Consider the following 26,176-nt stretch of genomic DNA (forward strand, 5'->3'; position numbering starts at 1 on the left):
AATGGACCGATGGAACTGCGACACCTCAGATATTTTCTCGCCGTCGCGGAGGAGCTGAATTTCACCCGTGCCGCGCGCCGCATCGGTATCGGCCAACCACCGCTCAGCAATCAGATTAGAGATCTCGAGGACGAAATCGGAGCGCCGCTGTTTCGCCGCATGCCGCATGGCGTGGAATTGACGGAGGCGGGGCAAGTCTTCCTGCCGGAAGCACGCGCGATCGTGGCGAAGGCCGGACAGGCAAAGACGCTGGCACTGCGAGCGGCGCGTGGCGAGCTCGGGCGATTGCGGGTCGGCTTTACTGGCTCGGCGGCTTTCAGCCCCATCGTGCCGTCATCGGTGCGCAGCTTTCGCCGCGCCTATCCGGAAATCGATCTGACTTTGGAGGAAGCACATACGACGCGGCTGCTGGAGCGGCTTGGCGCCGAGGAACTGGACGCCGTCTTCATCCGGCCGGGCCACGCCGATCCGCCGGCTTTCCGTTCGCATGCGCTCGGCGAGGAAGCCATGGTGATCGCCCTGCCCTCTGGTCATCCTCTGGCGGAGGCGGAGAGCCTGTCGCTGTCGTCCCTATCCGAAGAGCCTTTCGTGCTCTTTCCGCGTACCGCCGGCCCCAGTCTGTTCGACGGGATCATTGCGGCCTGCAGACAGGCAGGCTTCGAACCGATCCTGGGCCAGATCGCGCCGCAGATCACCTCGATCGCCAATCTGATCGCCGTGGAACTCGGCGTCTCGGTGGTGCCATCGGCGGTGGCGCAAATCCGGGTTCCCGGCGTTACCTATGTTCCGATTGCGGGGAACGGACCGGTGGCGCGGCTGACGCTCGCGACACGCCGCGATGAGCGCTCCGCCGTCGTGCAGAATTTCATCGCGCGCGTGCTGGCGACCAAAGCCGAGCTCGTGTGATCAGGACGGACGATAAATCCCCTCGGCTTCGCTTTTCAGCATTCCCATGACCGAGCGGTAGGGCGCCGGGCCATAGCTGATGCGGCTGACGCCCAAGCCGGCCATGGTCATGTTGTCCGGGGTTGTCGGGCGCACCATGATGTTAACAGGCAAGGAAGAGTGTTCGCAGAGCGCGGCGATCAGCTCAGGCTCGACAAGGCCCGGTGCAAAGAAGCCGCTCGCTCCGGCCTCGGCAAAGGCATCGGCGCGGCGATAGGCCTCGTCCAGCAGGATCTGATGGTGTGCCATATCGCTTTCCTGAAGAAAAAGATCGGTGCGGGCGTTGATGAACAAGGGTATTTCCCGCCGATCAGCCATCTCCCTGATGGCGCGGATGCGTGCCGCCTGCAGCTCGATCGGATGGACGCCATGCCCGCCGACTACCTGATCCTCGAAATTGATGCCGATGGCACCGTGATCCATGATCTTCTCGACATTGGCCGCAACCGCCTCGGGCTCCACCGCGTAGCCGCCTTCGAAGTCCACGGAGAGCGGCAGCGGGCTCGTCACCGAAATCAGCCGGGTCGTCACCGCCAGCAACGATAGCGGTATCGCCTCGCCATCGCCAAAGCCGTTGGCCGCGGCAACGGACCAACTTCCGGTCGCGAGCGCCTTGGCGCCCCCCTCCGTGACCGCCTTGGCGGACCCGGCATCCCAAATGTTGAAAAGAATGAGCGGCTCACCCTTCTTGTGCAGCCGCGCGAATTCCAGCGCCTTTTCCACCTCACTCATCGCATCCCCTCCGAAAAGCCCAGGCGGGCGAATTTTCTTCACGACCCCAAAGAACGTAAGCTTTTCCTCACTTTGCAAATAGAGCAAAACCCCGGAAATCAATGGTAGAATCATAGCCGGCATTAGATCGCGCGACAATATCTGCGAAGAAGCTCACATATCGCGGCATGAATATTTCCTTTTCCTTGTATCGAGCGGCATGTCATAAGGCGGCCATGAGCCAGACAAAGACGCTATCCGAGCCTTCGGACTTCTCCGACATCCGCGATTGGGTGTTCGATCTCGACAACACGCTCTATCCGCATCATGTCGATCTCTTCGCGCAGATCGACAAGAACATGACGGCCTATGTCTCGGCCCTGCTGCAGATGGAGCGTGAAGACGCCCGCAAGCTGCAGAAGCAATATTACCTCGAGCACGGCACAACCTTGCAGGGGCTGATGATCCATCACGGCATCGATCCCAATGAGTTCCTCGAAAAGGCCCATGCGATCGACTATTCGGCGCTGACGCCGCAGCCGGAACTGGCCGCCGCCATCAAGGCGCTGCCGGGACGCAAGTTCATCTTCACCAACGGCAGCGTCAAGCATGCCGAGGCGACTGCCGGTGCACTCGGCATCCTCGACAATTTCGATGACATCTTCGATATCGTCGCCGCCGATTTCGTGCCGAAACCGGCCGGCAGCACCTATGACAAGTTCATGAGCCTCAATCGCGTGGATACGAAGAAGGCTGCCATGTTCGAGGACCTGCCGCGCAACCTCACCGTGCCCAAGGCGCTCGGCATGAAGACCGTGCTTCTGGTGCCCCAAAATCTCGAAACCGCCATTGTCGAATGGTGGGAGCAGACAACCGGTGAGGACGATCACATCGACTACGTCACCGATGATCTCACGACCTTCCTCAAGGCCCTGGCTTAACCATTCCTTAGGATGGGGTTACGAAAGTTTCATCCGCCTTACAGAGGTTTAATTGGTTGTTTTGGGCCGCCAGCCGTATCGTTTGACCATTCCTCGACACGAAAGGAAAAGCGATGAACGGGAAAAAACTTCTTCTGACCGGGCTTTCCGCAACCCTTCTTCTGGGTGCTGTGGCGCAGGTCGCACTTGCCGCTCCTCACGATGGCAATGATTGGGGCGGCCGTCATCACGGTCATCACCAGGGCCGCTGGCACAGGCCGCATTTTTCGCCTGAAGTCCTTTACGTGCGCATGCTGAAGGAATTCGGCAATCCTGGCGACACGAAGCTGACCAAGGATGAGGTCAAGGCCGGCGTCGACAAGATCTTCGACCAGATCGACGTCAACCATGACGGCCAGATAACCCCCGGCGAATACAAGACCTATCGCCAGGCGCAGATCAAGCAGTGGAAGGCCGAGCACGCCAAGGCCGACGGCGATCAGACCCAAAATGCCCAGCCGCAGGCTAATCAGGCCCAAGGTGACCAGGCTCAGAACAGCCAGGCTCCGGCCGCCGATCAGTCCAAGGGCGATCAGGCCCAGAATGACGATAACAAGGGTGACAACGGCAATCGTCATCACCGTCCGCATGGCCGCTTCGCGCACGAAGGTGGCTTCATGCGCGGCGCCATGATCTTCCGCTTTGCCGATACCGACCAGAGCGGCCAGATCAGCAAGAAGGAAGCTGAAGACGCCATGAACAAGCTCTTCGATCGTCTGGACCGCAACCACGATGGCGTGGTCAACCTGGACGACATGCCGGGCCGACCGTTGCTCTAAATCAAGCAACACTCCCCGCCGATCAAAGGACCCGCCTTCGCGCTTCGAGGCGGGTCTTTCTTCGCTCAGTGGCCGTTTTCGTGCTCGTAGAAGTCCGTAACGATCTTCCAGGCGTCATCTGCGGTGTCGACGAAGCTGATCAGGTTCACATCGTCGGGCGCAATGGTGCCGAATTCGGCAAGCGCGTCGAAATTGATGATGCTGCGCCAGAACTTCTCGCCGAAGAGGATCAACGGAAGACGCTCCATACGGCCGGTCTGGATGAGCGTCAGGCATTCGAACAGCTCGTCCAGCGTGCCGAAGCCTCCGGGAAACACGGCGATCGCCTTGGCGCGCACCATGAAGTGCATCTTGCGGATCGCGAAGTAGTGGAAATTGAAGCTGAGCTCCGGCGTAACGTAGACATTCGGTGCCTGTTCGTGCGGCAGGACGATGTTGAGGCCGATCGAAGGCGCACCCTCTTCGGACGCGCCGCGATTGCCCGCTTCCATCACGCCCGGGCCACCGCCGGTGACCACGACATATTCATGGAAATCGAAGCCCGCCGAATAGCGCGAGCAAAGCCGGGCGAATTTGCGCGCTTCCTCGTAATAGACCGATGCGGCCTCGAGATTGGCGCGCTGCACGTCGTTGCGCGCCGCCCAGGCATTGGTGCCGGGTGCGGGGATACGCGCACCGCCGAACATGACGACGGTCGACTTGATGCCGCGTTCGGTCAGGGACATTTCGGTCTTCAGCAATTCCAGCTGCAGGCGGATCGGCCGCAACTCCTCACGGCAGAGAAAATCCTCATCCGCATAGGCAAGCCTGTAGGAAGGCGACATCGACTGCGGTGTGCGCGGCACGGATTCAGCTCGCTTCTTGTCCGCCGAACTCGTCTTCAAGGGGTCCCATACCCCATCCTTGCGCCGCAGCTTGCCGTTCTTCGCCTTGCTCATTTAATCTTGCCTTTCAAATCGATCATGCCGGCCGCTCTGCTTGTGGCAGTGACGGCCAAGCCCTTGCATATGTCCCTACAGCGGCCCGATGCCAAGCTCAATCGGCGCGGAAAAGACATTCCATTTTCGGCATCCATGCTATAGGACCAATCGACCCTCTCCGGACCCGCTGCCGGAAACCACGATAGCCACTGACGTTTTAAGGAATTCCCATGAGCGCAACCGATCTCGCCTCTCTCGAAAAGACCATCGAGGCTGCCTTCGACAATCGCGACAATGTGAACACGTCGACGCGCGGCGAAGTTCGCGACGCCGTGGAACTGGCACTGAATCTGCTCGACGGCGGCAAGGTCCGCGTGGCCGAGCGTGGTTCGGACGGCAATTGGACTGTCAACCAGTGGCTCAAGAAAGCCGTGCTGCTTTCCTTCCGCCTGAACGACATGAAAATCGTCGAAGGCGGCTCCGGCGGTGCGACCTGGTGGGACAAGGTTCCCTCGAAATTCGAAGGCTGGGGCGAGAACCGTTTCCGTGAAGCCGGCTTCCGCGCCGTGCCGAACGCGGTCGTGCGTCATTCCGCCTATATCGCTCCGAACGCCATCCTGATGCCGTCCTTCGTCAATCTCGGCGCTTATGTCGGCGAAGGCACCATGGTCGACACCTGGGCGACCGTCGGTTCCTGCGCGCAGATCGGCAAGCATGTACACCTGTCCGGCGGCGTCGGCATCGGCGGCGTGCTGGAGCCGATGCAGGCCGGCCCGACCATCATCGAGGACAATTGCTTCATCGGCGCCCGTTCCGAAGTCGTCGAAGGCTGCATCGTTCGCCAGGGCTCCGTGCTCGGCATGGGCGTTTTCATCGGCAAGTCCACCAAGATCGTCGACCGCGCCACCGGTGAGATCACCTATGGCGAAGTACCGCCCTACTCGGTCGTCGTCGCCGGCTCGCTGCCGAACAGCAATTTGATGGCGAATGGCCAGCCGGCTCCCAGCCTCTATTGCGCCGTTATCGTCAAGCGCGTCGACGAACAGACCCGTTCCAAGACCGGCATCAACGAACTGCTGCGCGACTAAATCTGAATTCGGGAGCGTGGTGGCCACATCGCGCTCCTCTCATGCTTGCCGGGTGAGCATGCCCGTGCGATTGCTGGAATCGCTGCAAAGATTTTCGACTCGTTGTCGATCCTTTGCCATCGCTTTGCCATTTCCCGCCGGATAAGTTGCCTCCGATGACCGTTACAAATCCCGTCACCAACCTGCAAACCCTGATCCGCTGCGCCTCCGTGACGCCGGCCGAGGGCGGCGCGCTGACCGCGCTTGCCGACATGCTGCTGCCGCTCGGCTTCAAGATCGAGCGCATGACGGCCAGTGAGCCGGGAACACCCGACATCGAGAACCTTTATGCACGGCTCGGCACCGAGGAGCCGCATCTGATGTTTGCCGGGCATACGGATGTTGTGCCGGTCGGCGATGCCGCCTCTTGGAGCCATCCGCCCTTTGCCGCCGACATCGCCGATGGCGAGATGTTCGGCCGCGGCGCCGTCGACATGAAGGGCGGCATTGCCTGTTTCGCGGCGGCCGTGGCCCGCCATATAGAGAAGCATGGGCCGCCTGCCGGCTCGATCTCCTTCCTGATCACCGGCGACGAAGAAGGACCGGCGATCAACGGCACGGTAAAGCTGCTGCAATGGGCGGCGGAGCGCGGCGAAAAATGGGATGCGTCCCTTGTCGGCGAGCCGACCAACCCCGACCGCCTCGGCGACATGATCAAGATCGGCCGGCGTGGCTCGATCTCGGGCTTCATTACCGTTCACGGCGTTCAGGGCCACGCCGCCTATCCGCACCTCGCCGACAACCCCGTGCGCAGCATCATCAAGCTGACCGAAGCGCTGCTCGAGCGTCCCTTCGACGTCGGCACGGATAATTTCCAGCCGTCGAACCTTGAGGTCACGAGCATCGACGTCGGCAATGCCGCCACCAACGTCATCGCCGCCAAGGCGACCGCCGCCTTCAACATCCGCTTCAACGATACCTGGTCGGTCGACACGCTGAGAGCCGAAATCATTGCCCGCCTGGATGCCGCTGCAACCGACCAGACTCTGCGCCCGGGACGCCCGCCGACCAAATACGACATCGCCTGGTCCGATCGCCCGAGCCAGGTTTTCCTGACGCGCAACAATGCGCTGATCGCCTCTCTGTCTTCAGCTGTCGAAAACGTTACGGGCCAAAGGCCGGCACTCTCGACGACCGGCGGCACATCGGATGCCCGCCACATCAAGGACTATTGCCCGGTCGTGGAATTCGGCCTTGTCGGCCAAACCATGCATATGGTCGACGAACGCGTGGCACTCTCGGATCTCGAAACGCTGACCGAGATCTACCAGACCTTTATCCAGCGCTGGTTCGAGAATGCCGACATTTAAGGAAGTCCAATACTATCTGTCCGGCCTCTGGCTGCTGATCCGGATGGATGCACGCGGCTTCCAGTATCTAGACATATCGGATCGCGGCATGTTGCGCTCCTTCTGGGCCATCTTCTGGAGCCTGCCGTCGATCGGCATTTCATGGTTATGGTTGCAGCAGGCCTATCTCTCCGCCATGCCGCCGGAAACATCGACCGGCATGGCGTTCTTCATGAGGCTGGCGTTGGTTGAAGCAGCGAGCTGGCTGATACCGCCTATTCTCGCCGGCGTACTGCTTCTGATCTTTCGCTTCGGCGACAAGTTTACGCCAATCGTCGTTACCGTAAATTGGCTTTTCGTGCCGGCGAACTATCTGAACGCACTGGTCCTGGCGATGATCGTCTTTATCCCCGGCTCAACGGGTTTGGCAGCAATTCTTTCGCTGGCATTGGCCATGGCCACCATTTTTTCGTTGGCGCGCATCCTGAGGATGATTTGCGGCACGCATCCGCTTTTTGTCGGCACGCTGACGCTGATGCTGCTCATCCCAAACCTGTTGCTGACGGATTTCCTGCAGCGCTTCCTTGGCATATATCCACCGGGCTAAGCCGGCAGTATCCTACCCACGGACGACTTCACCGGATTGCGGGATCATGACAGATCGTCATCATCATCGGCACACTCCTTCGGTTCGCCGGGCAAACCGGCATCATCCGGATAGTCGACCTGCATGAAATAAAGTCCGTCCGGTGGGGCTACCGGGCCGCATGCCTTGCGGTCCCGCGCCTCAAGAGCGGCGCGCACGTCGTCGGGCGTCCACTTGCCCTCGCCGGCCAGCTTCAGCGTTCCGGCGAAGGAGCGGATCTGATTGTGGAGGAAGCTCTGTGCTGTAGCTCGGATCTCGATCAACTCGCCGCTGCGCGTGACATCGAGCCGGTCGAGCGTACGCACCGGGCTGTTTGCCTGGCAATGCGCCGAGCGGAATGTCGTGAAATCGTGCCGGCCGACGAGCGTCTGCGCGGCGGCATGCATGGCCACGTGATCCATTTCCTTCGGCACCCACCAGGCGCGCCCGGCCTCCAACGCCAGGGGCGCACGGCGGGTGATGATGCGATAGAGGTAATGGCGGCGGATGGCCGAAAAACGAGCATCAAAGCGAGCGTCGACTTCGGCAACATCAAGAATGGCAACGCGCTCGCCCGCAAGCCTCAAATGCGCATTCACCGCCTTGCACAGGGTAAAGGGCTCCCACTTTCTGGCAAGGTCGGCATGCATGACCTGGCCCATGGCATGGACGCCGGAATCGGTGCGTCCCGCCCCACGGATGGAAACCGTCTCCCCCGTCAGCGACAGGATGGCGCCTTCAATTGCGCCTTGTACGGAGCGGCCATTGGTTTGACGCTGCCAGCCGACATAGGACGTGCCGTCATATTCGACGGTCATTCTGTAGCGCGGCATCAGGCCTGCTCCGAAGCAAGCACGGTGCCCGGCGCAATCGGCGTGCCGCGCAGGAAATCGGCCGATGCCAGCAGCTTGCCGCCGGCCTTCTGCAGCTTCGTCAGTCTGACCGCACCTAAGGCACAGGCAATGATGAGATCGTCCGTCAGCACAGTGCCGGCAACTCCGCTGCCTTCGGCCAGTTCCGAACCAAGCACCTTGATGCGCTCCGGCCGACCGGCAATCTCGGCCTCGAGCCAGGCGCCGGGAAAAGGCGAGAGACCGCGGATGTGATTATGAACATCGGCCGTAGGCTTGTTGAAATCGATGCGTGTTTCGCCCTTGTCGATCTTTGCGGCATAAAGCACGCCGTCGGCCGGCTGCGCGGTCAGCGGCAGCTCGTCATGCTCGAGCTTGTTCATCGCCTCGGCCATGGCCTTTGCGCCGACAAGCATCAGCCTGTCGTGGAGCTCGCCCGCAGTCATGGTGCCGCCGATCTCGACTTCGCGTGTCAGGGCGACGGGGCCGGTGTCGAGGCCCTTGTCCATCTTCATCACCATCATGCCGGTCTTGCTGTCGCCGGCCATGATCGCCCGCTGGATTGGCGCGGCTCCGCGCCAGCGCGGCAGCAGCGAAGCATGTCCGTTATAGCAGCCGAGCCGCGTGCCGGTCAGAATGGCCTCAGGCAGCAGCAGGCCATAAGCGACGACCACGGCAACATCGGCATCCAAATCGCGAAACCGCTGGCGCTCGTCGGGGTCCTTGAAATTCACAGGCGTGAATACCGGCAGGCCGAGCAATTCGGCCGCCTGATGCACCGGCGATTTCTGCAGGTCCAGCCCCCGCCGCCCACCGGGGCGCGGCGGCTGCGTATAGACGGCCCGAACCCTGTGGCCCGCATCGATCAGCGACCGCAATGTCGGCACGGAGAATTCGGGCGTTCCCATGAAAATGATGTTGAGCGACATGCGATCCATCCGACTAAGATATCAGGTTTCGTGTGACTGGCGCCGAAAACGCTGCGCGTTGTCAGGGGTCAACAGGTTAGCCGTCTTCAAACGGGTTTATGAGCTTGAGATCAAGCCCTTCGAAATCTTTTGTATTGCGCGTCGCCAATGTGGCGCCATGCGCGAGACAGATGGCAGCGATCATGGCGTCCTTCGTTTCCATCCGCCGCCCCATTTTGTGCCGCAGGGCAGAAACTATTCCATACTGATGCGCCGCACTGCTGGAAAATCCAAGGACACGGCCGGAAAATTCGGCCTCTATCGCCTCCAACTGAGCAATCAACGCGGCCTTACGCTTTCCATCGGCCAATAGCTCCAGACCGAAGCGAATCTCACCTATCGTAACCGTCGTCACGAAAATGGTCTCGGCGGCGAAACCATCGAGCCATGACAATATCCGATCGGTATACAACCGCCCTTGAAGTTCCGACACGACGTTGGTGTCGAGCACAATCATCTGAAGTATCCCAAGGAACGATCACTCAAACCGCGGCGGCTCGCGATCAGGTGCATGCCGGAAGGCGGCGATTGCATCGATCTCTTCTTCGCTCAGTTTCTCACGGCCGAGAATGGTTCTCAGCCGCTGCCCTGCGGAACTGTTGGAATTCTGCTGCCGCCCAAGCGACTGGCGCAACAGATCAATGGCCTCTTCAGATAGACTGCGGCCATGCCGATGAGCATTCGCCTGCAATTGCTTCTTCAGCGTGTCATCGATGCCGCGCAGCAAAAGATCGCTCATCGGTGCCTCCATTTGATATCAATGATATCATAGGCGCTGCAGCCCAATCTTTCAATGACTCGAGATTAGAGAGCCTTCGCCTTGGCGGCCTTGGTGAACTTCTTGATCACCATCTCGCGCTTCAGGCGGGAGATATAGTCGATGAACAGCACGCCGTTCAGATGGTCGATTTCGTGCTGCACGCAGGTTGCGAGCAGGCCATCAGCCTCTGTCAGCTGTTCCTTGCCGTCGCGATCGAGATGCTTGACGGTGACCCGGGCCGGCCGCTCTACTTCCGCATAGTAATCGGGAATGGACAGGCAGCCTTCCTCGTAAACCGAACGTTCGTCCGAAGAGGTGACGATTTCCGGGTTGATGAAAACCAGCGGCTTCTTTTCTTCGCCTTCGCGCGATACGTCGATGACAAGCATCCGGCGCGCAACGCCGATCTGGACGGCGGCAAGGCCAATGCCCGGCGCGTCATACATGGTTTCCAGCATATCGTCAGCGAGGCGCTGCGTTTCGGCATCGATGCGCTCGATCGGCTTGGAAGCCTGGCGGAGCAGCGGATCGGGTAAAATGATGAGTGGCTTGATCGTCATGACGTTTCCCATAACGCATCTTTTACCGCGATGGAATCGCCAAGATGACCGTATCGAGGTGTTTTTTCACCGACGACGCATCGGATCTGACTAAACGGCCGAAAAATCCTGTTCACGTTTTGATCTAGCTATTCATGATGTTTTTGTTATGGTGTCCGTAAGAATTCCACGAGCATACTCGGTTCCATGTCCTTCATCCTCTTCGGCCAAGCCATCTCCGCGATCCAGGTTCTGACCGGCCTCGTCATCCTGCTCGTGATCGCCGTCCTCGTTCTTCTGATGCGCGGTCGCGGACGATCCGAGGACGACATGCTGGAATCAGAGCACAACATGGCAACGCTTTTGCGGGCGCAGGCGGAGATGCAGGGCCGGCTCGCGACCATGGCCGAGGTGTTCGGCTCGCGGCAGGCGGAGCTCAACCAGGCCATCGGCCAGCGCCTGGACGGCATGTCGCAACGGGTCACCGCGACGATCGGCGAACAGACGCGCTCGACGCACGAGAACCTGCGCCGGCTGCAGGAACGGCTTGCCGTCATCGATACGGCCCAGACCAATATCCAATCACTGGCAAAGGACGTCGTCGGCCTGCAGGCCATCCTCTCCAACAAGCAGACGCGCGGCGCCTTCGGCCAGGCGCGCATGGAGACCATCATCGCCGACGGGTTGCCGATGGGTGCCTATTCTTTTCAGCCGACGCTTTCGAACGGCTCGCGGCCCGACTGCACCGTTCGGATGCCGAACGGTGCACCGCCGCTGGTTATCGATGCCAAGTTTCCGCTCGAAGCCTGGAATGTCATTCGCAGCGCGGCCAGTCCCGAGCATGCCAAGATCGCTGCACAGCAATTCCGCCGGGATCTGGAACTCCATATCCGCGATATCTCAGAGAAGTATCTCATACCGAGCGAGACGCAGGACACAGCCTTCCTGTTCGTGCCCTCTGAATCGATCTTTGCGGAGATCCACGAGAATTTCGAAGCGATCGTGCAGAAGGCGCAGCGATCGCGCATCGTCATCGTCTCGCCGTCACTGCTGATGCTGTCCATCCAGGTCATCCAGGCGATCCTGAAGGATCAGCGCATGCGCGAACAAGCCCATGTCATCCAGAGCGAAGTGGCGCATCTGATGGACGATCTCTCGCGCCTGGACGAACGGGTGCGCAAGCTCCAGGGACATTTCGCCATGGCGCAGAAGGATGTCGACATGATCGTCACCTCTGCCGACAAGTTGGCAAGGCGTGGCGAGAGGATAGAAGCGCTGGAATTCGAGACCGCGAAAGAGCCGACAAAGGGGCGTGCGGAGGACAGACCGAAGCCGATCGACAACCGTACCAGCCAACTCAAGCTGAGAGTAGTTGACGAGGACTGATCGCTTCGGGCAGTGTCGCGCGAAATCGGCGCGTGATCCCAAAAGACATAGGGCAGCCTTCGGGTGGGATCATGCACAACTCGCAGGGCAGGATACCGCATGATCACCATTTTCGGCTCCATCAACATGGACCTCATCGCCACGACAGACCGTCTGCCCAAGCCGGGCGAAACCGTCGCCGGCAACGGCTTTTCCACGGCCGCTGGCGGCAAGGGCGCCAACCAGGCACTGGCCGCGCGCCGCGCCGGCGCAACGGTGCGCATGAGCGGTGCTGTGGGCAATGATGGCTTTGCTGCACCCGCGCTCGAGCTGCTCGATGCTGCCGGCACCGACCTTTCCACCACCCGCCGCGTTTCGCAGCCAACCGGCACAGCCCTGATCCTGGTGGGTGGCGACGGTGAAAACATGATCGCCGTCGTTCCCGGCGCCAATGGCACGAATACCGCCGAAGACGCCGCCGCCGCCGTCGCGGCGCTGAACTCCGGCGATACGCTGATGCTTCAGTTCGAAATTCCGGTCGACGCCGTCGAGACGGCATTGAACGCTGCGAAGGCCAAAGGCGTGCGCACGGTGCTCAATCTCGCGCCGCTGATCCCGGAAGCGGAACGCCTCGGCAGGCTCGCCGATATCGTTATCGCCAACGAGACCGAATTCGAGAGGCTGGCTGGCCAGGACAACATGTCGGCCGCCGAACGTGAAACTGCTCTTGTCCGCCTGCACGGCGAAACCGGTCAGACGCTGATCGTGACGCTTGGCGGTGACGGCGTCATCGCCATCCGCGACGGCGAGCTTTCCAGTGCCAAGGGCCTCGTGATCGAGCCTGTCGATACCGTCGGTGCGGGCGATACGTTCTGCGGTTATTTTGCCGCAAGCCTCGACGAGGGCCTGGATTTTCATGCCAGCCTGCGCCGCGCCGCAGTCGCCGGTTCGCTCGCCTGCCTCAAGGCGGGCGCGCAGCCGTCCATTCCCGTTGCCAGCGAAGTCGCCGAACGGCTTTAAACTCAACAAATCGTAGGCATCTCGAAGCGCAATTAATTAAATTTTTGCGCTTCCATATCATTCTCCTCTGGCCTGGCGTGCATGGCCTTGCGGCTGCGGCAGGAATTCTCACGGCGGCCCCATGACAGGGCCATCCTGCGCCGACTTTGCATCTGGATAATGCCTATCCGACGCATCGCTTTTTCGAGGAAATGATGTTCATCTTTCGTATGAAGTCGCTTGCGGCCAAGCTCATCTTGGTCACGGGGCTAGCGATCGCACTTGTTTTGCTGGTTTCCAATTTTCTATTGATTTCCCAGACCCGCGATCGCGTCCAGACCCTGACGATGGATCAGGCCAATACCGAGGCCAAGTCCATTTCCAATGAAATTGTCGCCAATATCGGCGAGATGGCCAGTGCCGCGCGCTCCATGGCCGCCATCATCGGCCGTGGCCACGAGGGCCACACTTTCGACCGCAAGGGTATCATCAACATCCTCAAGGCGAATGTCGAACAAAACGCATTTGCCTTCGGCAGCTGGTTCTGCGAGCAGCTCGGCGCCTTCGACGGCAAGACAATGGAGCTTGCCAACAACAAGGACCAGGGCGTCAACGACAAGGGTGCCTTCACCCCTTATTGGTCGAAGACCAAGGATGGCGGCATCCAATTCTCCACCTTCAACAATGATTATACGGCTCCGTGGTGGAAGCTCGCCGCCGATAGCGGCAAGGGTTCGATCACTCCGCCCTATATGGCCGAAGGCACCGACGTTCCCACGACCATGAGCTCGATCGCCTACCCCGTGATGTCTGGTGGCAAGATGATCGGCGTCGCGGGCGTCGATATCTCTCTCGCCTCGCTTTCCACGAAGCTGCAGAAACTGCAGCCGTTCGGCTCCGGCCGCGTGCTGCTGGTTTCCCAGGACAACAAGTGGCTGGTCGCACCGACAGCCGCCCTTTTGATGAAGGACTATAATGGTGCTGGCGCCGATACCATCAAGGCGGCACTCACCTCTTCCTCCGCAAGCATCATGAAAAACCTTTCGGATGACGGTGGCGAAGAATTCGACCGCGTCGTCTATCCTTTTGCGGTTCCGGGCCTCAACGCCACATGGGTCGTGCTCATCGACGTGCCGCATAGCGCAATCGCAGCGCCTGTGCGCGACCAGACCTATACGATGATCGTCGCCGGCATCCTGGTGCTCATCGCCGTCATGCTGGCCCTCTACGCCGCCGTTCGCGGCTTCGTGCAGAAGCCGCTTGCGGGTCTTGTAGCGAGCGTCAACGGCCTCAGCGCCGGCAACTACGCAGAACCGGTCTCCGGTCAGGCGCGGGCCGACGAAGTCGGTTCGGTTGCCAAGGCATTGGAAGGCTTCCGTTTCGCGCTTGCCGACACCAAGCGCCTCGAAGGCGAAGCCAATGATCAGCGCCTGGCCGCCGAAGGCGAACGCCGCCGCTCCGAGACCGAGCGAAACGACAGCGTCACCCTGCAGCGCCACATCGTCGGCATTCTCGGCCACAGTCTGGCGGAGCTTTCGAAGGGCAATCTCAGCCATCGGATCACCGACGACTTCCCCGGCGAATACGCGCAGCTCAAGCAGGATTTCAACGCGGCCCTGATCAGCCTCGAAGAGACCGTCCAAACCGTCAATGCCAGCGTCGGCAACATTGGCAGCGGTACCGGCGAGATTAGCACCAGCGCCTCGGATCTTGCCCGGCGCACGGAGCAGCAGGCTGCAAGCCTAGAAGAGACCGCGGCAGCCCTCAACGAGCTCACCGCGCAGGTAAACTCGAGTGCTGAAAATGCGCGGACAGCGGCAAGCAGCGTCAACGCTGCCTCCCAGGATGCCGAGCATTCCGGCGAGATTGTCCAGAAGGCCATCGCCTCCATGCATGGCATCGAGCAGTCGTCCCAGGAAGTCTCGCGCATCATCAGCGTGATCGATGAGATCGCCTTCCAGACAAACCTTCTCGCCCTCAATGCCGGCGTCGAAGCTGCCCGTGCGGGTGATGCCGGCAAGGGCTTTGCCGTCGTCGCCCAGGAAGTGCGCGAACTGGCTCAGCGCTCGGCCAATGCGGCCAAGGAAATCAAGACGCTGATCAATACGTCCGCTGGTCAGGTCAAGGAAGGCGTCGACCTCGTCGGCCGCGCCGGCAACGCGCTGCACAAAATCGCCCAGCAGGTGATGGAGATCAACGGCCTTATCCGCCAGATCTCCGCCTCCGCAAGCGAGCAGGCGGTCGGCTTGAAGGAAATCAACTCGGCCATGAACCAGATGGACCAGGTGACGCAGCAGAATGCCGCGATGGTCGAGGAGACCACGGCCTCCAGCGTCACGCTTGCTGAAGAAGCACAGAGCCTGAAGACCCTGGTGGCACGCTTCCGCACCACGCGCAGCGTACAGGACAACGCCGGAGCACTGAGGGCAACGGCCCAGCAGATGCGGGCGCCTGTGTCTGCCCGAAGGGTTGCCTCACCTGCGGCAGCACCGGCACGCAAGCCTATTCCCCAGACACATGGTGCCAATGCCCTAGCACAGGACGACTGGGAAGAATTCTGAGCCGGCTTAACAGTTTAAACGAAAAAGGGGCCGCCGAATCACTCCGGCGGCCCCTTTTCTGTATTCACCTGTCAGATGCGGGCGAAACGCTCTGTCAGCAGCGCGAAGAAACCGTCGGCATCAACATCGCGCATGACCTTGGCATTGTGCTTGCGCTCGGTAACATGCCACCAATCCACCACCGTCATGCCGACGGTCAGCTCCGATGTCACCTCGATCTCGACATTGCAATCGCGGCCCTTGAATAGCTCGGGCTTGAGGAGATAGGCGATGACAGTCGGATCATGCAATGGTCCGCCGTCCGAGCCATATTTTTCGATATCGAAGCGCTCGAAGAACTCCAGCATTTCGACCATGGCCTTGGCCGGCGGGGTGCCGACAGCAGCGATGCGGGCAACACGGTCCTTGCGCGTCAGCAGCTTGTGGGTGACGTCGAGCGGCATCATGACGATTGGCACGCCGGAGCGGAAGACGACATCGGCCGCTTCCGGGTCGACATAGATGTTGAACTCGGCAGCCGGCGTGATGTTGCCGCCTTCGAAGAAACCGCCGCCCATCATCACCAGCTCGCGCACGCGACCGGCAATCTCAGGTGCTTTCTGGAAGGCCAACGCGATATTGGTCAGCGGGCCGAGCGTGCAGAGCGTGACAGTTCCCTCAGGCTCGCTGCGCAGCGTTTCGACGATGAAATCGACCGCATGGCCCGGCTGCAATTCCATGGTCGGCTCGGCCAGAGCAGGACCATCAAGGCCGGTCTTGCCGTGAACGTGCTCGGCGGTCACCAGCTTGCGCTTGAGCGGCGCGTCGGCGCCGGCGAAAACCTTCACATCGCGACGATTGCAAAGCTCGCAGACGATGCGGGCATTGCGGCTCGTCAGCCGCAGCGGCACGTTTCCGGCGACGGTGGTGATACCGAGGACATCGATCTCTTCGCGGCTGCCGAAAGCGAGAAAGATCGCCGCGGCGTCATCCTGACCAGGGTCGGTATCGATGATGATTTTTCTAGGTTCGGTCATGTTTGTAATTTTCCTCCGGACAGATCGAGAGGCTTTGTCGCGAGTTCGGTCCGGCTTTGTCAAGCACTGCCTCGCCTTGTCACAAACGATTCATCCGTAGCGGCTTTTGATCTCGCAGATGCGAAGAGATGATGCCTTGCACTCATGGGCACGTACTCCCATATTAGGGACAACCGGGTGCTGAAGATCAGGTCCGGAACAGTCGCTTGCTACCCAAGGACTTTGAGACGATGAGCCGGATGACTCCCTTTGCCAGCCCGCTGCTTCTGGGCTTCGATACCATGGAAAAGACGCTAGAGCGGATTTCCAAAACCAGTGACGGCTATCCTCCCTACAATATCGAGCGCATGGGTGCCGATCGCCTTTCGGGCGAGCCGGAGCGTTTGCGCATCACGCTTGCGGTAGCGGGTTTCTCCGAGGACGAGCTCGATGTCAGCACGGAGGAAAACCAGTTGCTGATCCGCGGACGTCAGGTTGAACAGAGCGAGCGTGACTATCTTTATCGTGGCATTGCGGCCCGGCAATTCCAGCGCGTCTTCGTCCTTGCCGACGGTATGCAAGTGCTTGGCGCAGCACTGAAGAATGGCTTGCTCTCGGTCGATCTCATTCGGCCCGAACCGGATCGTATGGTAAAGAAAATTAACATTTCGGTCTCACAGTAGGACAACGGCTTAGTGCCGTTGGTCCCTCATACTGGAGGTACGAATATGCTTTTGAAAGAAGCTAACGCCCGCCTGACGCAATCCGAGCTTGCCAATATCGGCACCGGCGAGGTTGCCTACATCAGAAAGATGGATTGCAACGAAGTATCCCGTTGCTTTCCCGAAGCTCCCGATATCGACCCGGACGTCGATCTATGGGCGCTTTTCGGTGCCGACGGTACGCCGATACTGCTGACGGACAACCGTTCCAGCACGTTCTATCGCGCCGCCGAAGATGAACTGAAGACGGTCAGCCTGCACTGACCATAGACGCCGCTCAACGGTGAGGCTCACCGTTTGCAAGGACCGCGCCGACCGGCCCAGCCGTGGCGCATGCGCATGATCCAGACCGCCCGGCATGGCGGTCCTGACGGGATGATGCGGAAGCAGCGATCACCTGCTCAAGCCGTGAAACCAGCAATCAGATTTTCTTGAATGTCAGATAGGCCGAAGAGCGCCCTTCGCGCCGGGCCTTTGCCTCGTAGCGCGTGCTCGGCCATCCCTCGTAGGGCATCAGCCAATCAGCTGCATTCCGTGCGGTCCATTCGAAGCCGCCATGGGCGTGGCAATGCTGCAGTGTCCAGTTGACATAGGTGTCTATGTCGGACGCAAAGCAGAACAGCGCGCCCGGCTTCAGCACGCGGTGGAAGCGTGTGAGATTGACCTGCGAAACGAAACGGCGTTTCCAGTGCTTCTTCTTCGGCCAGGGATCCGGATAAAGCAGATCGATCTGATCCAGACAGCCATCCGGCAACCAGTCAAGCAGCTGAGTGGCGTCATCATTATAGACGCGGACATTGCGCGCACCAGTCTCGTCGACCCGCGCGAGCAGCTTCTGCATCGAATTGATGAAGGGTTCTACGCCGATGAAGCCGGTGGTCGGCTGTTCCAGCGCCCTGTGAATCAGATGCTCGCCGCCACCAAAGCCGATTTCCAGGCGCAGACGCTCGGTCGGCACCTGGAAGAGGTCATTCAGTGGCTGTGGCGCCGGAGCGGCAAGATCGACAATGTGCTGCGGCAGCAATGCTTCGAGCTTTTCAGCCTGCTGGCCGCGCAAGGCCTTACCCTTGCGCCGGCCGAAGAATGCTTCCGTCGCCCGCGACCGGCGCTCGACGTCGATCATGCGGCTTCCCGGACCTTCACTGCTTCCTTGAGAGCCTTGACCAGATCAGTGCGCTCCCACGAGAACGAACCGTCGCGGCCAGCCTTACGGCCGAAGTGACCGTATGCCGAAGTCTTGGCATAGATCGGCTTGTTGAGATCGAGGTGACGGCGGATGCCAGTCGGAGAGAGATCCATGCTCTTGCGGATCGCTGCTTCGACGTCATCTTCGCTGACGCCCTTACCGGTGCCGTGCAGGTCGACGTAAACAGAGAGCGGCTGGGCAACGCCGATGGCGTAGGACAGCTGGATCGTGCAACGGTCGGCCAGGCTGGCGGCAACGACGTTCTTTGCCAGATAGCGTGCAGCATAGGCGGCCGAACGATCGACCTTGGTCGTATCCTTGCCCGAGAAGGCACCGCCGCCATGCGGGGCTGCACCGCCGTAGGTGTCGACGATGATCTTGCGGCCGGTAAGGCCAGCGTCGCCGTCCGGGCCGCCGATCACGAACTTGCCGGTGGGGTTGATGTACCACTTGCAATCGGCAGCAATCTTCAGGTCGCCGAGCGCTTCGCGGATATAGGGTTCGACAACGGCGCGAACCTTGTTCGAATCCCAGCTATCGTCGAGGTGCTGGGTGGAGAGAACGATCGAGGTCGCTTCCGACGGCTTGCCGTCGACGTAACGAACGGTCACCTGGCTCTTGGCATCGGGGCCGAGCTTTGCGACTTCGCCATCACCCTTCTTGCGGGCGGTTGCGAGCAGCTGCAGGATCTTGTGCGAATAGTAGATCGGCGCCGGCATGAGATCCGGCGTTTCCTTGCAGGCGTAGCCGAACATGATGCCCTGGTCGCCGGCACCTTCGTCGCCCTGCTGGTCGGCAGCGTTGTCGACGCCCTGGGCGATGTCGGCGGACTGGGAGTGCAGGAGCACATCGATGCGTGCCTTCTTCCAATGGAAGCCGTCCTGCTCGTAGCCGATGTCCTTGATGGCGCGGCGCGCCGCAGCCTTGAACTTCGAAGGATTGATGACGTCGTTGCCGTCCTTGTCCTTCTTCATCAGGCTCGGCGGCAGGCGGACTTCACCAGCGATGACGACGCGGTTGGTGGTGGCAAGGGTTTCGCAGGCAATGCGCACGCCCCATGGATTCACGCCGGTCTTTGCGGCTTCGCGGTAAACCAGATCGACGATTTCATCGGAGATACGGTCACAAACTTTATCCGGGTGACCTTCGGCAACAGACTCACTCGTAAACAGATAATTCGCGCGCATTCGGGATTCCCCTCAAAGAACAAATCTCTGCTTTTGATATTCGTCTCCGGCTCGAAAAACAAGCCGAACAAGGACATAAATATATCTTTATATCCCGGTCGAAGGGATAAATTTTTGCCGTAAATGCAGAAAAGGCGGCCAAAATGACCGCCTCTCGACTTCATCGGCTTTGCAGAGCCCCGAAAGGTCTACTCGGCATCCGCCTCGGCGGCGAGCGCCTTGACCAGTTCGACCACCTTGCGGCGTACCTTGCCGTCGGAGATCTTCACGAAGGCGCGATTGAGCTGCAGCCCTTCGGAAGAGGACAGAAAATCGACGACGTAATTAGAGCTGGATGCTTCGGCCAAGCCCCCCGCTGTGGCTGTGTGCTCACCCGGGGCATCTTCGAAGAAGAAGGAGACCGGGACATTAAGGATGCTGGAGATGTTCTGGAGGCGGCTGGCGCCAACCCGGTTGGTGCCCTTTTCGTATTTCTGGATTTGCTGAAACGTAATTCCAAGACTTTCGCCGAGTTTTTCCTGGCTCATGCCAAGCATGGTGCGGCGGAGGCGTATGCGGCTACCGACATGAATGTCGATGGGGTTCGGCTTTTTTTTGTTCTCAATCATCATTTTACCCTAACATAGGTTGAGTTCAGGACCTGCCACCCGGTACCTTTCTCCACCCCCTATAACGCCACGTTGCAGCCGACGCCCCCAAGGCCTCCAGTCTACGTTCAAAAGGCGGATAACGAGCACTATGCAATTTTAGGGTTTTTTGGTCAATTCACCCTCGAAATAAAACCCATGCGTGAAACGGCAGCGGCCACGCCGACTAAGCCGACAATCAACCAAAAGTATGTTTTCCGGGCTTTATCGTCGACACGCGATACAGTTGCACCACTCAAGGTAGTATCGATAAACCCCTGCTGATTATAGTCAATTCCCGAAAGCACACGCCCATGCGGATCGACGAAGGCGGAGATGCCGGTATTGGCGCTGCGAATCAGAGGAAGCCCCTGCTCCACTGCCCTCACCCTTGCCTGGAGGAAATGCTGATAGGGACCTGGCGTATCGCCAAACCAGCCATCATTCGTCACGTTCAGGATCGCATCCGCCTGCCGGATCTCCGAGGTCATCTCGTTCGGGAAAATGATCTCGTAGCAAATCAAGGGGTAGAACTTGATGCCGTCAGGCATGGTCAGCAGCTGCCGCCGTGTGGCTGCGGAAAATCCGCCCGGCAGTTCCACGACATTGTCGATGCCGAGATAACTCAGAATATGCTCGAACGGCACATATTCGCCGAAGGGCACGAGATGGGTCTTGTCGGATGCGCCGATGATCTGGCCCCGGCCATCGATGACATAGATCGAATTATAATAGCGCGGATCGACACCCGGACCCATGTCCTCGACGCGAACAGCGCCGGTGATCAGGATCTGGTCATCATCAAGCTGATCGGCGATGCGGGCGAGCGCATCCCGGTTGTCGGTCAGGATGAACGGCACGGCCGTTTCAGGCCAGACGATGATATCAGGGCGTTTGCCGCCGTTTGCAGGCGGCTGCACGGAAAGCGCCAGATGCTTGTCGAAAATCGCGGTGCGGTCGGCGGCCGTATCCATCTTCGTCTCCTGGTCGATGGACGGCTGGACAATGCGAATGACGGGCGTTGCCTTGCCTTCGACAGGCGGGGCGGCCGGCAGATTCAGCGCATAATAGCCATAACCGACATGGGCGGCAGCGATGATGATCGCAAGACCGATCCCCGGCACTCGTCCCTGGCGCGTGCCGAGCAGGGCCGGCGCCGCAAAGACGAAGACGGCGAGCACGGTGACCCCGAGCACGCCGATCAGATGCGCCGACTGCATCATCAGCGGTATGGGCATGGCGCCGTAGCCGATGGCATTCCAGGGGAAGCCGGTGAAGAGGAAGCTCCGCACCCATTCTAGCAGCCCGAAGCTGAAGGCAAGCGCCGCGATGCGGCCCATGCCGTCGGACCACAGTATCCGGGCAAGGACGGTCGCCACCCCATAGAAGACCGCGAGAAAGGCCGGCAGGCCGAGGATCGCCAGCGGCAATGCCCAGGCAAACTCGTCGGCATCGATCAGCAGCGCATGGCCGAGCCACCACAGGCCGGCGACGAAATAACCGAAGCCAAACAGCCAGCCGGTGAAAAAGGCCGGCCATAGCCGACCGAGAAAGCCGCTGTCGGGACCGGCGGCAACACCATCAAGCAGCCATACGAGCAGCGTGAAGGAAATGAACATTGCTGCAAAGAAACCGAAGGGCGGCAGCGCAAGTACACCGACCGCACCCGCCAAAATCGCAAGCAACGCGCGTTTGAAACCCCAGACGAGGATCACCCTGCCCGAAAGCCATTCCATACGCCCGCTCCGTTCAACTGCGAATCAACTGGCCGCAGTCTTTCAAAAAAGCAGCGATTTGTCCCGCTGAAGCGCCGTTTATTGGCTGGCAGCGTTGCGTTCGGTCGAAGTTTCTTCGGCAATTGCTTCCGGCGACGGCAGGCCGCGCTCGGATAGACCGGCATCGCCATCTGCCTTTGACGGCCGTCGACGGACAGCATGCCGCTTGCGGGTGATGCGCACCCGCTTGATGCGGCGTGGATCAGCATCGAGAATATGAAACTCGAAGCCCGGCAGCGCCTGCACGAGTTCGCCACGCACCGGGATGCGGCCAAGCGCGGAGAAGATCAGGCCACCAAGCGTATCGACTTCATCCACCTGCTCCATGACGTCGAAATCCGGACCGATCGCCGCAGCGATCTCTTCCAGCTCGACACGAGCATCGGCAACGAAGACGTCTTCGGAGACGCGCTTGAACATGACTTCATCGTCATCGTGCTCGTCATCGATATCGCCAACGACCATTTCGACGATGTCTTCGTGCGAGGCCAGACCGTCCGTGCCGCCATACTCGTCGATGACAAGCGCCATCTGCGTGCGGTTGACCTGCATGCGGCGCAGGAGATCGGAGGCCAGCATGGAGGGCGGCACGAACAGGATCTTGCGGATGATACCGGCTTCCGCCAGTGTCTTTTGCAGATCGACACGAGAAAGATCGAAATTCGGCTTGGCGGAGCGCGGCGCCTTCTCAGTTGTCGCCACGGCCGTCGCGGCTGCTGCAGCCTTGGCGGTGCCGCTGCGGCGCTTGTTGCGGGCCTGCTTGGCGACATAGGACAGGAGGTCGCGGATATGCACCATGCCGCGCGGATCATCCAGCGTATCGGCATAGACGGGCATGCGCGAACGGCCGCTTTCCTCGAACAGGATCATCAGCTCGCCGATGGTGATATTCTGGTCCACCGCCTCGATATCGGCGCGCGGCACCATGACGTCCTCGACGCGTACCTCGCGGAAGCGCAGGATATTGTGCAGCATCGCCCGTTCGTCGGGAGAAAAGGCATCGTCGCCGGTGGCGTTGGTCATCAACGCGTCGGCGAGATCCTCGCGCAGCCGCGTGGCATCCTGCGCCGGGCGGAGAATGCGCGCAGCGCGCGCCCAGAATGAAGATTGGGATCGCTTGCCGTTGCTACTACTGCCAACCTCGTCGGAGGAGGCCGCATCGGCGCTGTCTTTGGCCTCGGGGGCCGATCTTGTCGTAAAGTCGCTCATTGTTCCTGGTCAGACAGGGTTCAAGTCAAATGGGATCTTGTCCCGCGTAGGGATCAGATAGGCCAAGACCAGCCAAAATGCGAGTCTCCAGCCCCTCCATTCTTTCGGCTTCGCTATTATTCATATGGTCGTAGCCGAAGAGATGCAAGAAACCATGCACCATCAAATGGGTCAAATGGTCGTCAAAACTCTTCTCGAGGTCGACTGCCTCGCGCTCCACCGTCTCCCTGGCGATGATGATATCGCCGAGCATCGGGCCGGGCTTGCCACCCGGCTCCAGCGGAAAGGCGGGGAAGGACAGCACATTCGTCGCCTTGTCCTGCGAGCGCCATTCCGCGTTTATCTCGCGGATGGAGGCGTCGTCGGTAAAGACCAAGGACAATTCGGGCGCCGTTTTCGGAAAGGGCTGTTTCTCATGTTTCTTGAGATAGGCCGCAGCCTCGCCGAGCACGCGCTCGGCAAGGGCCTGTAAGTCGGCTTCGGAGGGCCAATCGCCCTCCTCCACGCTGATCTGTATATCGAGTTCCGCCATGAGCTTTGAGACCGCAGATCAGATCTGCGGGTCGTTTTCCTCGCCCGGGGCGGGATACATCGAGTCGTAAGCCCGGACGATGCGTCCCACCAGCGGGTGACGGACGACATCGGTATCCTTGAAGCGGACGATGGTGATGCCCTCAACGCCGTTCAGCAGCTGCAGCGCCTCCACCAGGCCGGACTTGACGCCACGCGGCAAGTCGATCTGGCTCGGATCGCCTGTTATGATCATCCGCGAATTTTCGCCGAGACGGGTCAGGAACATCTTCATCTGCATGGATGTTGTGTTCTGCGCCTCATCGAGGATGACAGCTGCATTGGCGAGCGTGCGGCCGCGCATGAAGGCGAGCGGCGCGATCTCGATGACGCCTGCGGTGATGGCGCGTTCGACCTTGTCGCCCGGCATCATGTCGTAAAGCGCGTCATAAAGCGGACGGAGATAGGGATCGACCTTCTCCTTCATGTCGCCGGGCAGGAAGCCGAGGCGCTCGCCAGCTTCGACAGCGGGGCGCGAGAGGATGATCTTCTCGACGGCGCCGCGCTCCAGAAGCTGGGCAGCGTGGGCGACGGCGAGGTAGGTCTTGCCGGTACCGGCCGGACCGACGCCGAAGACCATCTCGGAGCGCTCCAGCGCCCGCATATAGGCGTCTTGCGTCGGCGTGCGAGCAATGATCGTCTTCTTGCGCGTCGAAATCTGCGCCATCGTCAACTTGGCTTTTCTCTCCATGGTCGGCAGCGTCAATTGGTCGTCGGCGGCAACCGCCATGCGGATTGCCCCTTCCACGTCGGAAGGTTCTACATTGCCGCCTTTTTGCAGCTTGTCATAGAGATAATCGAGCGTGCGGCGCGCCTGGTTGGTGGCCGGCACATCGCCCGTGATGACGACGGAGTTTCCGCGGGCGCGGGCATCGATGCCGAGACGCTCTTCAAGCAGCTTCAAGTTCTGATCGAACTGCCCGAAAAGCTCGCTGGCGAACCGATTGTTCTCGAACGTCAGGATGAAGTGATTGGCGTCGCTCGCGGTGCGGGGCTGGCGCGATGAAGAAGAAACCAATTCCTGTCCGTTCAAGCGGTGTGGCTCCTTTTGCCCGTCCGGAACCTAGAGCAGCTCAGCAAAAAGGCTGTTGGTGCTGGTCCCGGTGATTCGTACGTTAATAATGTCACCGATTTGCGATGCTTTTGCATCAACATTCACAGATTGCAGCCAAGGAGAGCGTCCAATCAGCTGACCCGGCATGCGGCCCGGCTTTTCCAGGAGGATATCCACAACCTTGCCCACGCAAGTGTCGGCAAACGCATGCTGCTGTTTCAACAGCAGGGCCTGCAATCGTTCCAGCCGTTCCGCCTTGATCTCTTCGGCCACCTGGTCCTTCAAGTCAGCGCCGGGCGTGCCCGGACGCGTCGAATATTTGAACGAGAAGGCCTGTGCATAATTCACCTCCTCGACCAGTCTCAATGTATCCTCAAAATCCTGATCTGTCTCCCCCGGGAAGCCGACGATGAAATCGCCAGAGAGTGCGATATCCGGCCGTGCAGCGCGGATCTTTGCGATCAGTGCCAGATATTCGACAGCCGTGTGCCGGCGGTTCATCGCCTTGAGGATGCGGTCCGAACCGGACTGAACAGGCAGGTGCAGATAGGGCATCAGCGTGCGGAGATCGCGATGCGCGTCGATCAGCCGATCGTCCATGTCGCGTGGATGGCTGGTCGTGTAGCGCAGCCGCGCAAGGCCGGGTATCTCCGCCAGCCGATAGAGCAGATCACCGAGGCTCCAGGCTTCGCCCTTAGGCCCCGCGCCATGCCAGGCATTGACGTTCTGGCCGAGCAGCGTGATTTCACGCACGCCGCCATCCACAAGTTTCTCGGCCTCTTCGACGATCTGGGCGACCGGACGGGAGACTTCGGAACCACGCGTATAGGGCACCACGCAGAACGTACAGAACTTGTCGCATCCTTCCTGCACCGTCAAGAAGGCGGTGACGCCGCGGGCGCGGATCTTTGCCTTCTCGGCAATCGGCAGATGCTGAAACTTGTCTTCGATCGCATATTCGGTATCGACGACGCGCTGGCCTTCCTTGGCGCGGCGAAGCGCGTCGGGCAGGCGGTGATAGGTCTGCGGGCCGACGACGACATCGACGGCGGGCGCGCGACGAAGGATTTCCTCACCTTCGGCCTGCGCGACGCAACCGGTAACGCCGATCATCATCTCGCGCCCGTCGGCAGCCTTGCGCTTCTTCATGTCGCGCAGGCGGCCAAGCGCGGAATAGACCTTTTCGGCCGCCTTCTCGCGGATATGACAGGTATTCAGCAGGACGAGATCGGCCTCTTCCATGTCTTCGGTCGGCTCATAGCCGTCGCGGGCAAGCGCATCGCTCATCCGCGTGGAGTCATAGACGTTCATCTGACAGCCGTAGGTCTTGATGAAAACCTTGCGGCTGTTGGAGCCATCGCGGAGACCGAGCTGCAATGCAGCGGTCGCCGGGGCGTCGAGGGTCAAGCTGTCCTTGGTCATGGCCGCTATGT

General features: G+C 60.3%; 27 protein-coding genes. 11 read left to right on the top strand and 16 right to left on the bottom strand.

Translation table 11 applies throughout. The features are described from left to right. Nucleotides 1–9 precede the first annotated feature (9 nt). Nucleotides 10–906 (top strand): LysR substrate-binding domain-containing protein, encoded by an 897-nt coding sequence (locus tag BSK43_RS07080; protein ID WP_077468575.1) that lies wholly within the window; start codon nt 10–12, stop codon nt 904–906. Here the strand turns inward: BSK43_RS07080 and BSK43_RS07085 are convergent, their stop codons facing one another. Then, the gene (locus tag BSK43_RS07085) at nt 907–1,677 is read right to left on the bottom strand and encodes an isocitrate lyase/phosphoenolpyruvate mutase family protein (RefSeq protein ID WP_077468574.1); all 771 of its coding nucleotides are present in this window, start codon (nt 1,675–1,677) and stop codon (nt 907–909) included. Nucleotides 1,678–1,892: 215 nt separating this feature from the next. On the opposite strand from BSK43_RS07085, the gene BSK43_RS07090 reads away from it, so the two are divergent. Both BSK43_RS07090 and BSK43_RS07095 read left to right on the top strand, forming a co-directional pair. Then, complete coding sequence (locus BSK43_RS07090) at nt 1,893–2,597, top strand: pyrimidine 5'-nucleotidase (RefSeq protein WP_077468573.1); 705 nt, start codon at nt 1,893–1,895, stop codon at nt 2,595–2,597. Nucleotides 2,598–2,710: 113 nt separating this feature from the next. Beyond that, nucleotides 2,711–3,415, top strand: a complete 705-nt coding sequence (locus BSK43_RS07095) for an EF-hand domain-containing protein (RefSeq protein ID WP_077468572.1) — start codon at nt 2,711–2,713, stop codon at nt 3,413–3,415. Nucleotides 3,416–3,480: 65 nt separating this feature from the next. Here the strand turns inward: BSK43_RS07095 and BSK43_RS07100 are convergent, their stop codons facing one another. After that, entirely contained in the window at nt 3,481–4,353 is an 873-nt protein-coding gene (locus BSK43_RS07100) for an LOG family protein (RefSeq protein WP_068397553.1), read from the bottom strand. A 212-nt stretch (nt 4,354–4,565) separates the two neighbouring features. Between BSK43_RS07100 and dapD the strand changes: the two genes are divergently transcribed. The 3 genes from dapD (at nt 4,566) to BSK43_RS07115 (ending at nt 7,358) form a co-directional block, all read left to right on the top strand. Further along, complete coding sequence (dapD, locus tag BSK43_RS07105; protein ID WP_068397555.1) at nt 4,566–5,423, top strand: 2,3,4,5-tetrahydropyridine-2,6-dicarboxylate N-succinyltransferase; 858 nt, start codon at nt 4,566–4,568, stop codon at nt 5,421–5,423. A gap of 155 nt (nt 5,424–5,578) precedes the next feature. Next, entirely contained in the window at nt 5,579–6,772 is a 1,194-nt protein-coding gene (gene dapE, locus BSK43_RS07110; RefSeq protein WP_077468571.1) for a succinyl-diaminopimelate desuccinylase, read from the top strand. Further along, nucleotides 6,759–7,358 (top strand): hypothetical protein, encoded by a 600-nt coding sequence (locus BSK43_RS07115; protein WP_077468570.1) that lies wholly within the window; start codon nt 6,759–6,761, stop codon nt 7,356–7,358. Before dapE ends, BSK43_RS07115 begins: the two co-directional genes overlap by 14 nt. A 44-nt stretch (nt 7,359–7,402) precedes the next feature. Here BSK43_RS07115 and truA read toward each other — a convergent pair whose 3' ends face one another. The 5 genes from truA to def all read right to left on the bottom strand — a co-directional run bounded on the left by truA (nt 7,403) and on the right by def (nt 10,515). After that, nucleotides 7,403–8,209, bottom strand: a complete 807-nt coding sequence (truA, locus tag BSK43_RS07120; RefSeq protein ID WP_077468569.1) for a tRNA pseudouridine(38-40) synthase TruA — start codon at nt 8,207–8,209, stop codon at nt 7,403–7,405. Next, nucleotides 8,209–9,156, bottom strand: a complete 948-nt coding sequence (gene fmt / locus BSK43_RS07125) for a methionyl-tRNA formyltransferase (protein ID WP_077468736.1) — start codon at nt 9,154–9,156, stop codon at nt 8,209–8,211. The genes truA and fmt overlap by 1 nt, the downstream gene beginning before the upstream one ends. Nucleotides 9,157–9,232: 76 nt before the next feature. Continuing rightward, nucleotides 9,233–9,652 carry a type II toxin-antitoxin system VapC family toxin gene (locus tag BSK43_RS07130; RefSeq protein WP_077468568.1) on the bottom strand — a complete coding sequence of 140 codons (420 nt, stop codon included), beginning with the start codon at nt 9,650–9,652 and terminating at the stop codon, nt 9,233–9,235. A 21-nt stretch (nt 9,653–9,673) separates the two neighbouring features. Continuing rightward, nucleotides 9,674–9,934, bottom strand: a complete 261-nt coding sequence (locus tag BSK43_RS07135; protein ID WP_077468567.1) for a plasmid stabilization protein — start codon at nt 9,932–9,934, stop codon at nt 9,674–9,676. A 65-nt stretch (nt 9,935–9,999) separates the two neighbouring features. Beyond that, nucleotides 10,000–10,515, bottom strand: a complete 516-nt coding sequence (gene def, locus BSK43_RS07140; protein WP_077468566.1) for a peptide deformylase — start codon at nt 10,513–10,515, stop codon at nt 10,000–10,002. 186 nt (nt 10,516–10,701) lie between these two features. Here def and BSK43_RS07145 point away from each other — a divergent pair, with 186 nt between their 5' ends. From BSK43_RS07145 to BSK43_RS07155, 3 genes are all read left to right on the top strand, one after another. Further along, nucleotides 10,702–11,880: a DNA recombination protein RmuC gene (locus tag BSK43_RS07145; protein ID WP_077468565.1), complete on the top strand. Its 1,179-nt coding sequence runs from the start codon at nt 10,702–10,704 to the stop codon at nt 11,878–11,880. A 99-nt stretch (nt 11,881–11,979) separates the two neighbouring features. After that, nucleotides 11,980–12,879, top strand: coding sequence for a ribokinase (locus BSK43_RS07150; protein WP_077468564.1), 900 nt, complete (start codon nt 11,980–11,982; stop codon nt 12,877–12,879). Between the two features lie 194 nt (nt 12,880–13,073). Then, nucleotides 13,074–15,419 carry a methyl-accepting chemotaxis protein gene (locus BSK43_RS07155; protein ID WP_077468735.1) on the top strand — a complete coding sequence of 782 codons (2,346 nt, stop codon included), beginning with the start codon at nt 13,074–13,076 and terminating at the stop codon, nt 15,417–15,419. Nucleotides 15,420–15,490: 71 nt separating this feature from the next. On the opposite strand, the gene BSK43_RS07160 is transcribed toward BSK43_RS07155, so the two are convergent. After that, on the bottom strand, nt 15,491–16,435 hold the full coding sequence (locus BSK43_RS07160; protein WP_077468563.1) for a nucleoside hydrolase: 945 nt from the start codon (nt 16,433–16,435) through the stop codon (nt 15,491–15,493). A 230-nt stretch (nt 16,436–16,665) separates the two neighbouring features. Here BSK43_RS07160 and BSK43_RS07165 point away from each other — a divergent pair, with 230 nt between their 5' ends. Then, nucleotides 16,666–17,097, top strand: a complete 432-nt coding sequence (locus tag BSK43_RS07165) for an Hsp20 family protein (protein WP_068397579.1) — start codon at nt 16,666–16,668, stop codon at nt 17,095–17,097. 45 nt (nt 17,098–17,142) lie between these two features. Then, nucleotides 17,143–17,400 carry a DUF1150 family protein gene (locus tag BSK43_RS07170; protein WP_068397582.1) on the top strand — a complete coding sequence of 86 codons (258 nt, stop codon included), beginning with the start codon at nt 17,143–17,145 and terminating at the stop codon, nt 17,398–17,400. A 157-nt stretch (nt 17,401–17,557) separates the two neighbouring features. Here BSK43_RS07170 and BSK43_RS07175 read toward each other — a convergent pair whose 3' ends face one another. From BSK43_RS07175 to miaB, 8 genes are all read right to left on the bottom strand, one after another. After that, complete coding sequence (locus BSK43_RS07175) at nt 17,558–18,259, bottom strand: tRNA (guanosine(46)-N(7))-methyltransferase TrmB (protein WP_077468562.1); 702 nt, start codon at nt 18,257–18,259, stop codon at nt 17,558–17,560. Then, on the bottom strand, nt 18,256–19,509 hold the full coding sequence (metK, locus tag BSK43_RS07180; RefSeq protein WP_077468561.1) for a methionine adenosyltransferase: 1,254 nt from the start codon (nt 19,507–19,509) through the stop codon (nt 18,256–18,258). The genes BSK43_RS07175 and metK overlap by 4 nt, the downstream gene beginning before the upstream one ends. 188 nt (nt 19,510–19,697) lie before the next feature. Continuing rightward, a complete protein-coding gene (locus BSK43_RS07185) occupies nt 19,698–20,117 on the bottom strand; it encodes a helix-turn-helix domain-containing protein (RefSeq protein WP_034489843.1) in 420 nt (139 codons plus the stop codon). A gap of 152 nt (nt 20,118–20,269) precedes the next feature. Beyond that, the gene (gene lnt, locus BSK43_RS07190; RefSeq protein WP_077468560.1) at nt 20,270–21,871 is read right to left on the bottom strand and encodes an apolipoprotein N-acyltransferase; all 1,602 of its coding nucleotides are present in this window, start codon (nt 21,869–21,871) and stop codon (nt 20,270–20,272) included. A gap of 78 nt (nt 21,872–21,949) precedes the next feature. Next, a complete protein-coding gene (locus BSK43_RS07195; protein WP_077468559.1) occupies nt 21,950–23,119 on the bottom strand; it encodes a hemolysin family protein in 1,170 nt (389 codons plus the stop codon). Between the two features lie 25 nt (nt 23,120–23,144). Beyond that, a complete protein-coding gene (gene ybeY, locus BSK43_RS07200) occupies nt 23,145–23,651 on the bottom strand; it encodes an rRNA maturation RNase YbeY (RefSeq protein ID WP_077468558.1) in 507 nt (168 codons plus the stop codon). Nucleotides 23,652–23,669: 18 nt separating this feature from the next. Continuing rightward, entirely contained in the window at nt 23,670–24,722 is a 1,053-nt protein-coding gene (locus BSK43_RS07205) for a PhoH family protein (protein ID WP_068397604.1), read from the bottom strand. A gap of 30 nt (nt 24,723–24,752) precedes the next feature. Then, the gene (miaB, locus tag BSK43_RS07210; protein WP_077468557.1) at nt 24,753–26,165 is read right to left on the bottom strand and encodes a tRNA (N6-isopentenyl adenosine(37)-C2)-methylthiotransferase MiaB; all 1,413 of its coding nucleotides are present in this window, start codon (nt 26,163–26,165) and stop codon (nt 24,753–24,755) included. Nucleotides 26,166–26,176 lie beyond the last annotated feature (11 nt).

Source organism: Rhizobium sp. P44RR-XXIV, assembly GCF_001999485.2.
In the GTDB taxonomy this organism is placed as follows: Bacteria; Pseudomonadota; Alphaproteobacteria; order Rhizobiales; family Rhizobiaceae; genus Rhizobium.

Coding starts and splice junctions, on each gene's coding strand:
- BSK43_RS07080 (WP_077468575.1), top strand. CDS start 10: ATGGAACTGCGACACCTCAGATATTTTCTCGCCGTCGCGGAGGAGCTG.
- BSK43_RS07085 (WP_077468574.1), bottom strand. CDS start 1,677: ATGAGTGAGGTGGAAAAGGCGCTGGAATTCGCGCGGCTGCACAAGAAG.
- BSK43_RS07090 (WP_077468573.1), top strand. CDS start 1,893: ATGAGCCAGACAAAGACGCTATCCGAGCCTTCGGACTTCTCCGACATC.
- BSK43_RS07095 (WP_077468572.1), top strand. CDS start 2,711: ATGAACGGGAAAAAACTTCTTCTGACCGGGCTTTCCGCAACCCTTCTT.
- BSK43_RS07100 (WP_068397553.1), bottom strand. CDS start 4,353: ATGAGCAAGGCGAAGAACGGCAAGCTGCGGCGCAAGGATGGGGTATGG.
- dapD (WP_068397555.1), top strand. CDS start 4,566: ATGAGCGCAACCGATCTCGCCTCTCTCGAAAAGACCATCGAGGCTGCC.
- dapE (WP_077468571.1), top strand. CDS start 5,579: ATGACCGTTACAAATCCCGTCACCAACCTGCAAACCCTGATCCGCTGC.
- BSK43_RS07115 (WP_077468570.1), top strand. CDS start 6,759: ATGCCGACATTTAAGGAAGTCCAATACTATCTGTCCGGCCTCTGGCTG.
- truA (WP_077468569.1), bottom strand. CDS start 8,209: ATGCCGCGCTACAGAATGACCGTCGAATATGACGGCACGTCCTATGTC.
- fmt (WP_077468736.1), bottom strand. CDS start 9,156: ATGTCGCTCAACATCATTTTCATGGGAACGCCCGAATTCTCCGTGCCG.
- BSK43_RS07130 (WP_077468568.1), bottom strand. CDS start 9,652: ATGATTGTGCTCGACACCAACGTCGTGTCGGAACTTCAAGGGCGGTTG.
- BSK43_RS07135 (WP_077468567.1), bottom strand. CDS start 9,934: ATGAGCGATCTTTTGCTGCGCGGCATCGATGACACGCTGAAGAAGCAA.
- def (WP_077468566.1), bottom strand. CDS start 10,515: ATGACGATCAAGCCACTCATCATTTTACCCGATCCGCTGCTCCGCCAG.
- BSK43_RS07145 (WP_077468565.1), top strand. CDS start 10,702: ATGTCCTTCATCCTCTTCGGCCAAGCCATCTCCGCGATCCAGGTTCTG.
- BSK43_RS07150 (WP_077468564.1), top strand. CDS start 11,980: ATGATCACCATTTTCGGCTCCATCAACATGGACCTCATCGCCACGACA.
- BSK43_RS07155 (WP_077468735.1), top strand. CDS start 13,074: ATGTTCATCTTTCGTATGAAGTCGCTTGCGGCCAAGCTCATCTTGGTC.
- BSK43_RS07160 (WP_077468563.1), bottom strand. CDS start 16,435: ATGACCGAACCTAGAAAAATCATCATCGATACCGACCCTGGTCAGGAT.
- BSK43_RS07165 (WP_068397579.1), top strand. CDS start 16,666: ATGAGCCGGATGACTCCCTTTGCCAGCCCGCTGCTTCTGGGCTTCGAT.
- BSK43_RS07170 (WP_068397582.1), top strand. CDS start 17,143: ATGCTTTTGAAAGAAGCTAACGCCCGCCTGACGCAATCCGAGCTTGCC.
- BSK43_RS07175 (WP_077468562.1), bottom strand. CDS start 18,259: ATGATCGACGTCGAGCGCCGGTCGCGGGCGACGGAAGCATTCTTCGGC.
- metK (WP_077468561.1), bottom strand. CDS start 19,509: ATGCGCGCGAATTATCTGTTTACGAGTGAGTCTGTTGCCGAAGGTCAC.
- BSK43_RS07185 (WP_034489843.1), bottom strand. CDS start 20,117: ATGATTGAGAACAAAAAAAAGCCGAACCCCATCGACATTCATGTCGGT.
- lnt (WP_077468560.1), bottom strand. CDS start 21,871: ATGGAATGGCTTTCGGGCAGGGTGATCCTCGTCTGGGGTTTCAAACGC.
- BSK43_RS07195 (WP_077468559.1), bottom strand. CDS start 23,119: ATGAGCGACTTTACGACAAGATCGGCCCCCGAGGCCAAAGACAGCGCC.
- ybeY (WP_077468558.1), bottom strand. CDS start 23,651: ATGGCGGAACTCGATATACAGATCAGCGTGGAGGAGGGCGATTGGCCC.
- miaB (WP_077468557.1), bottom strand. CDS start 26,165: ATGACCAAGGACAGCTTGACCCTCGACGCCCCGGCGACCGCTGCATTG.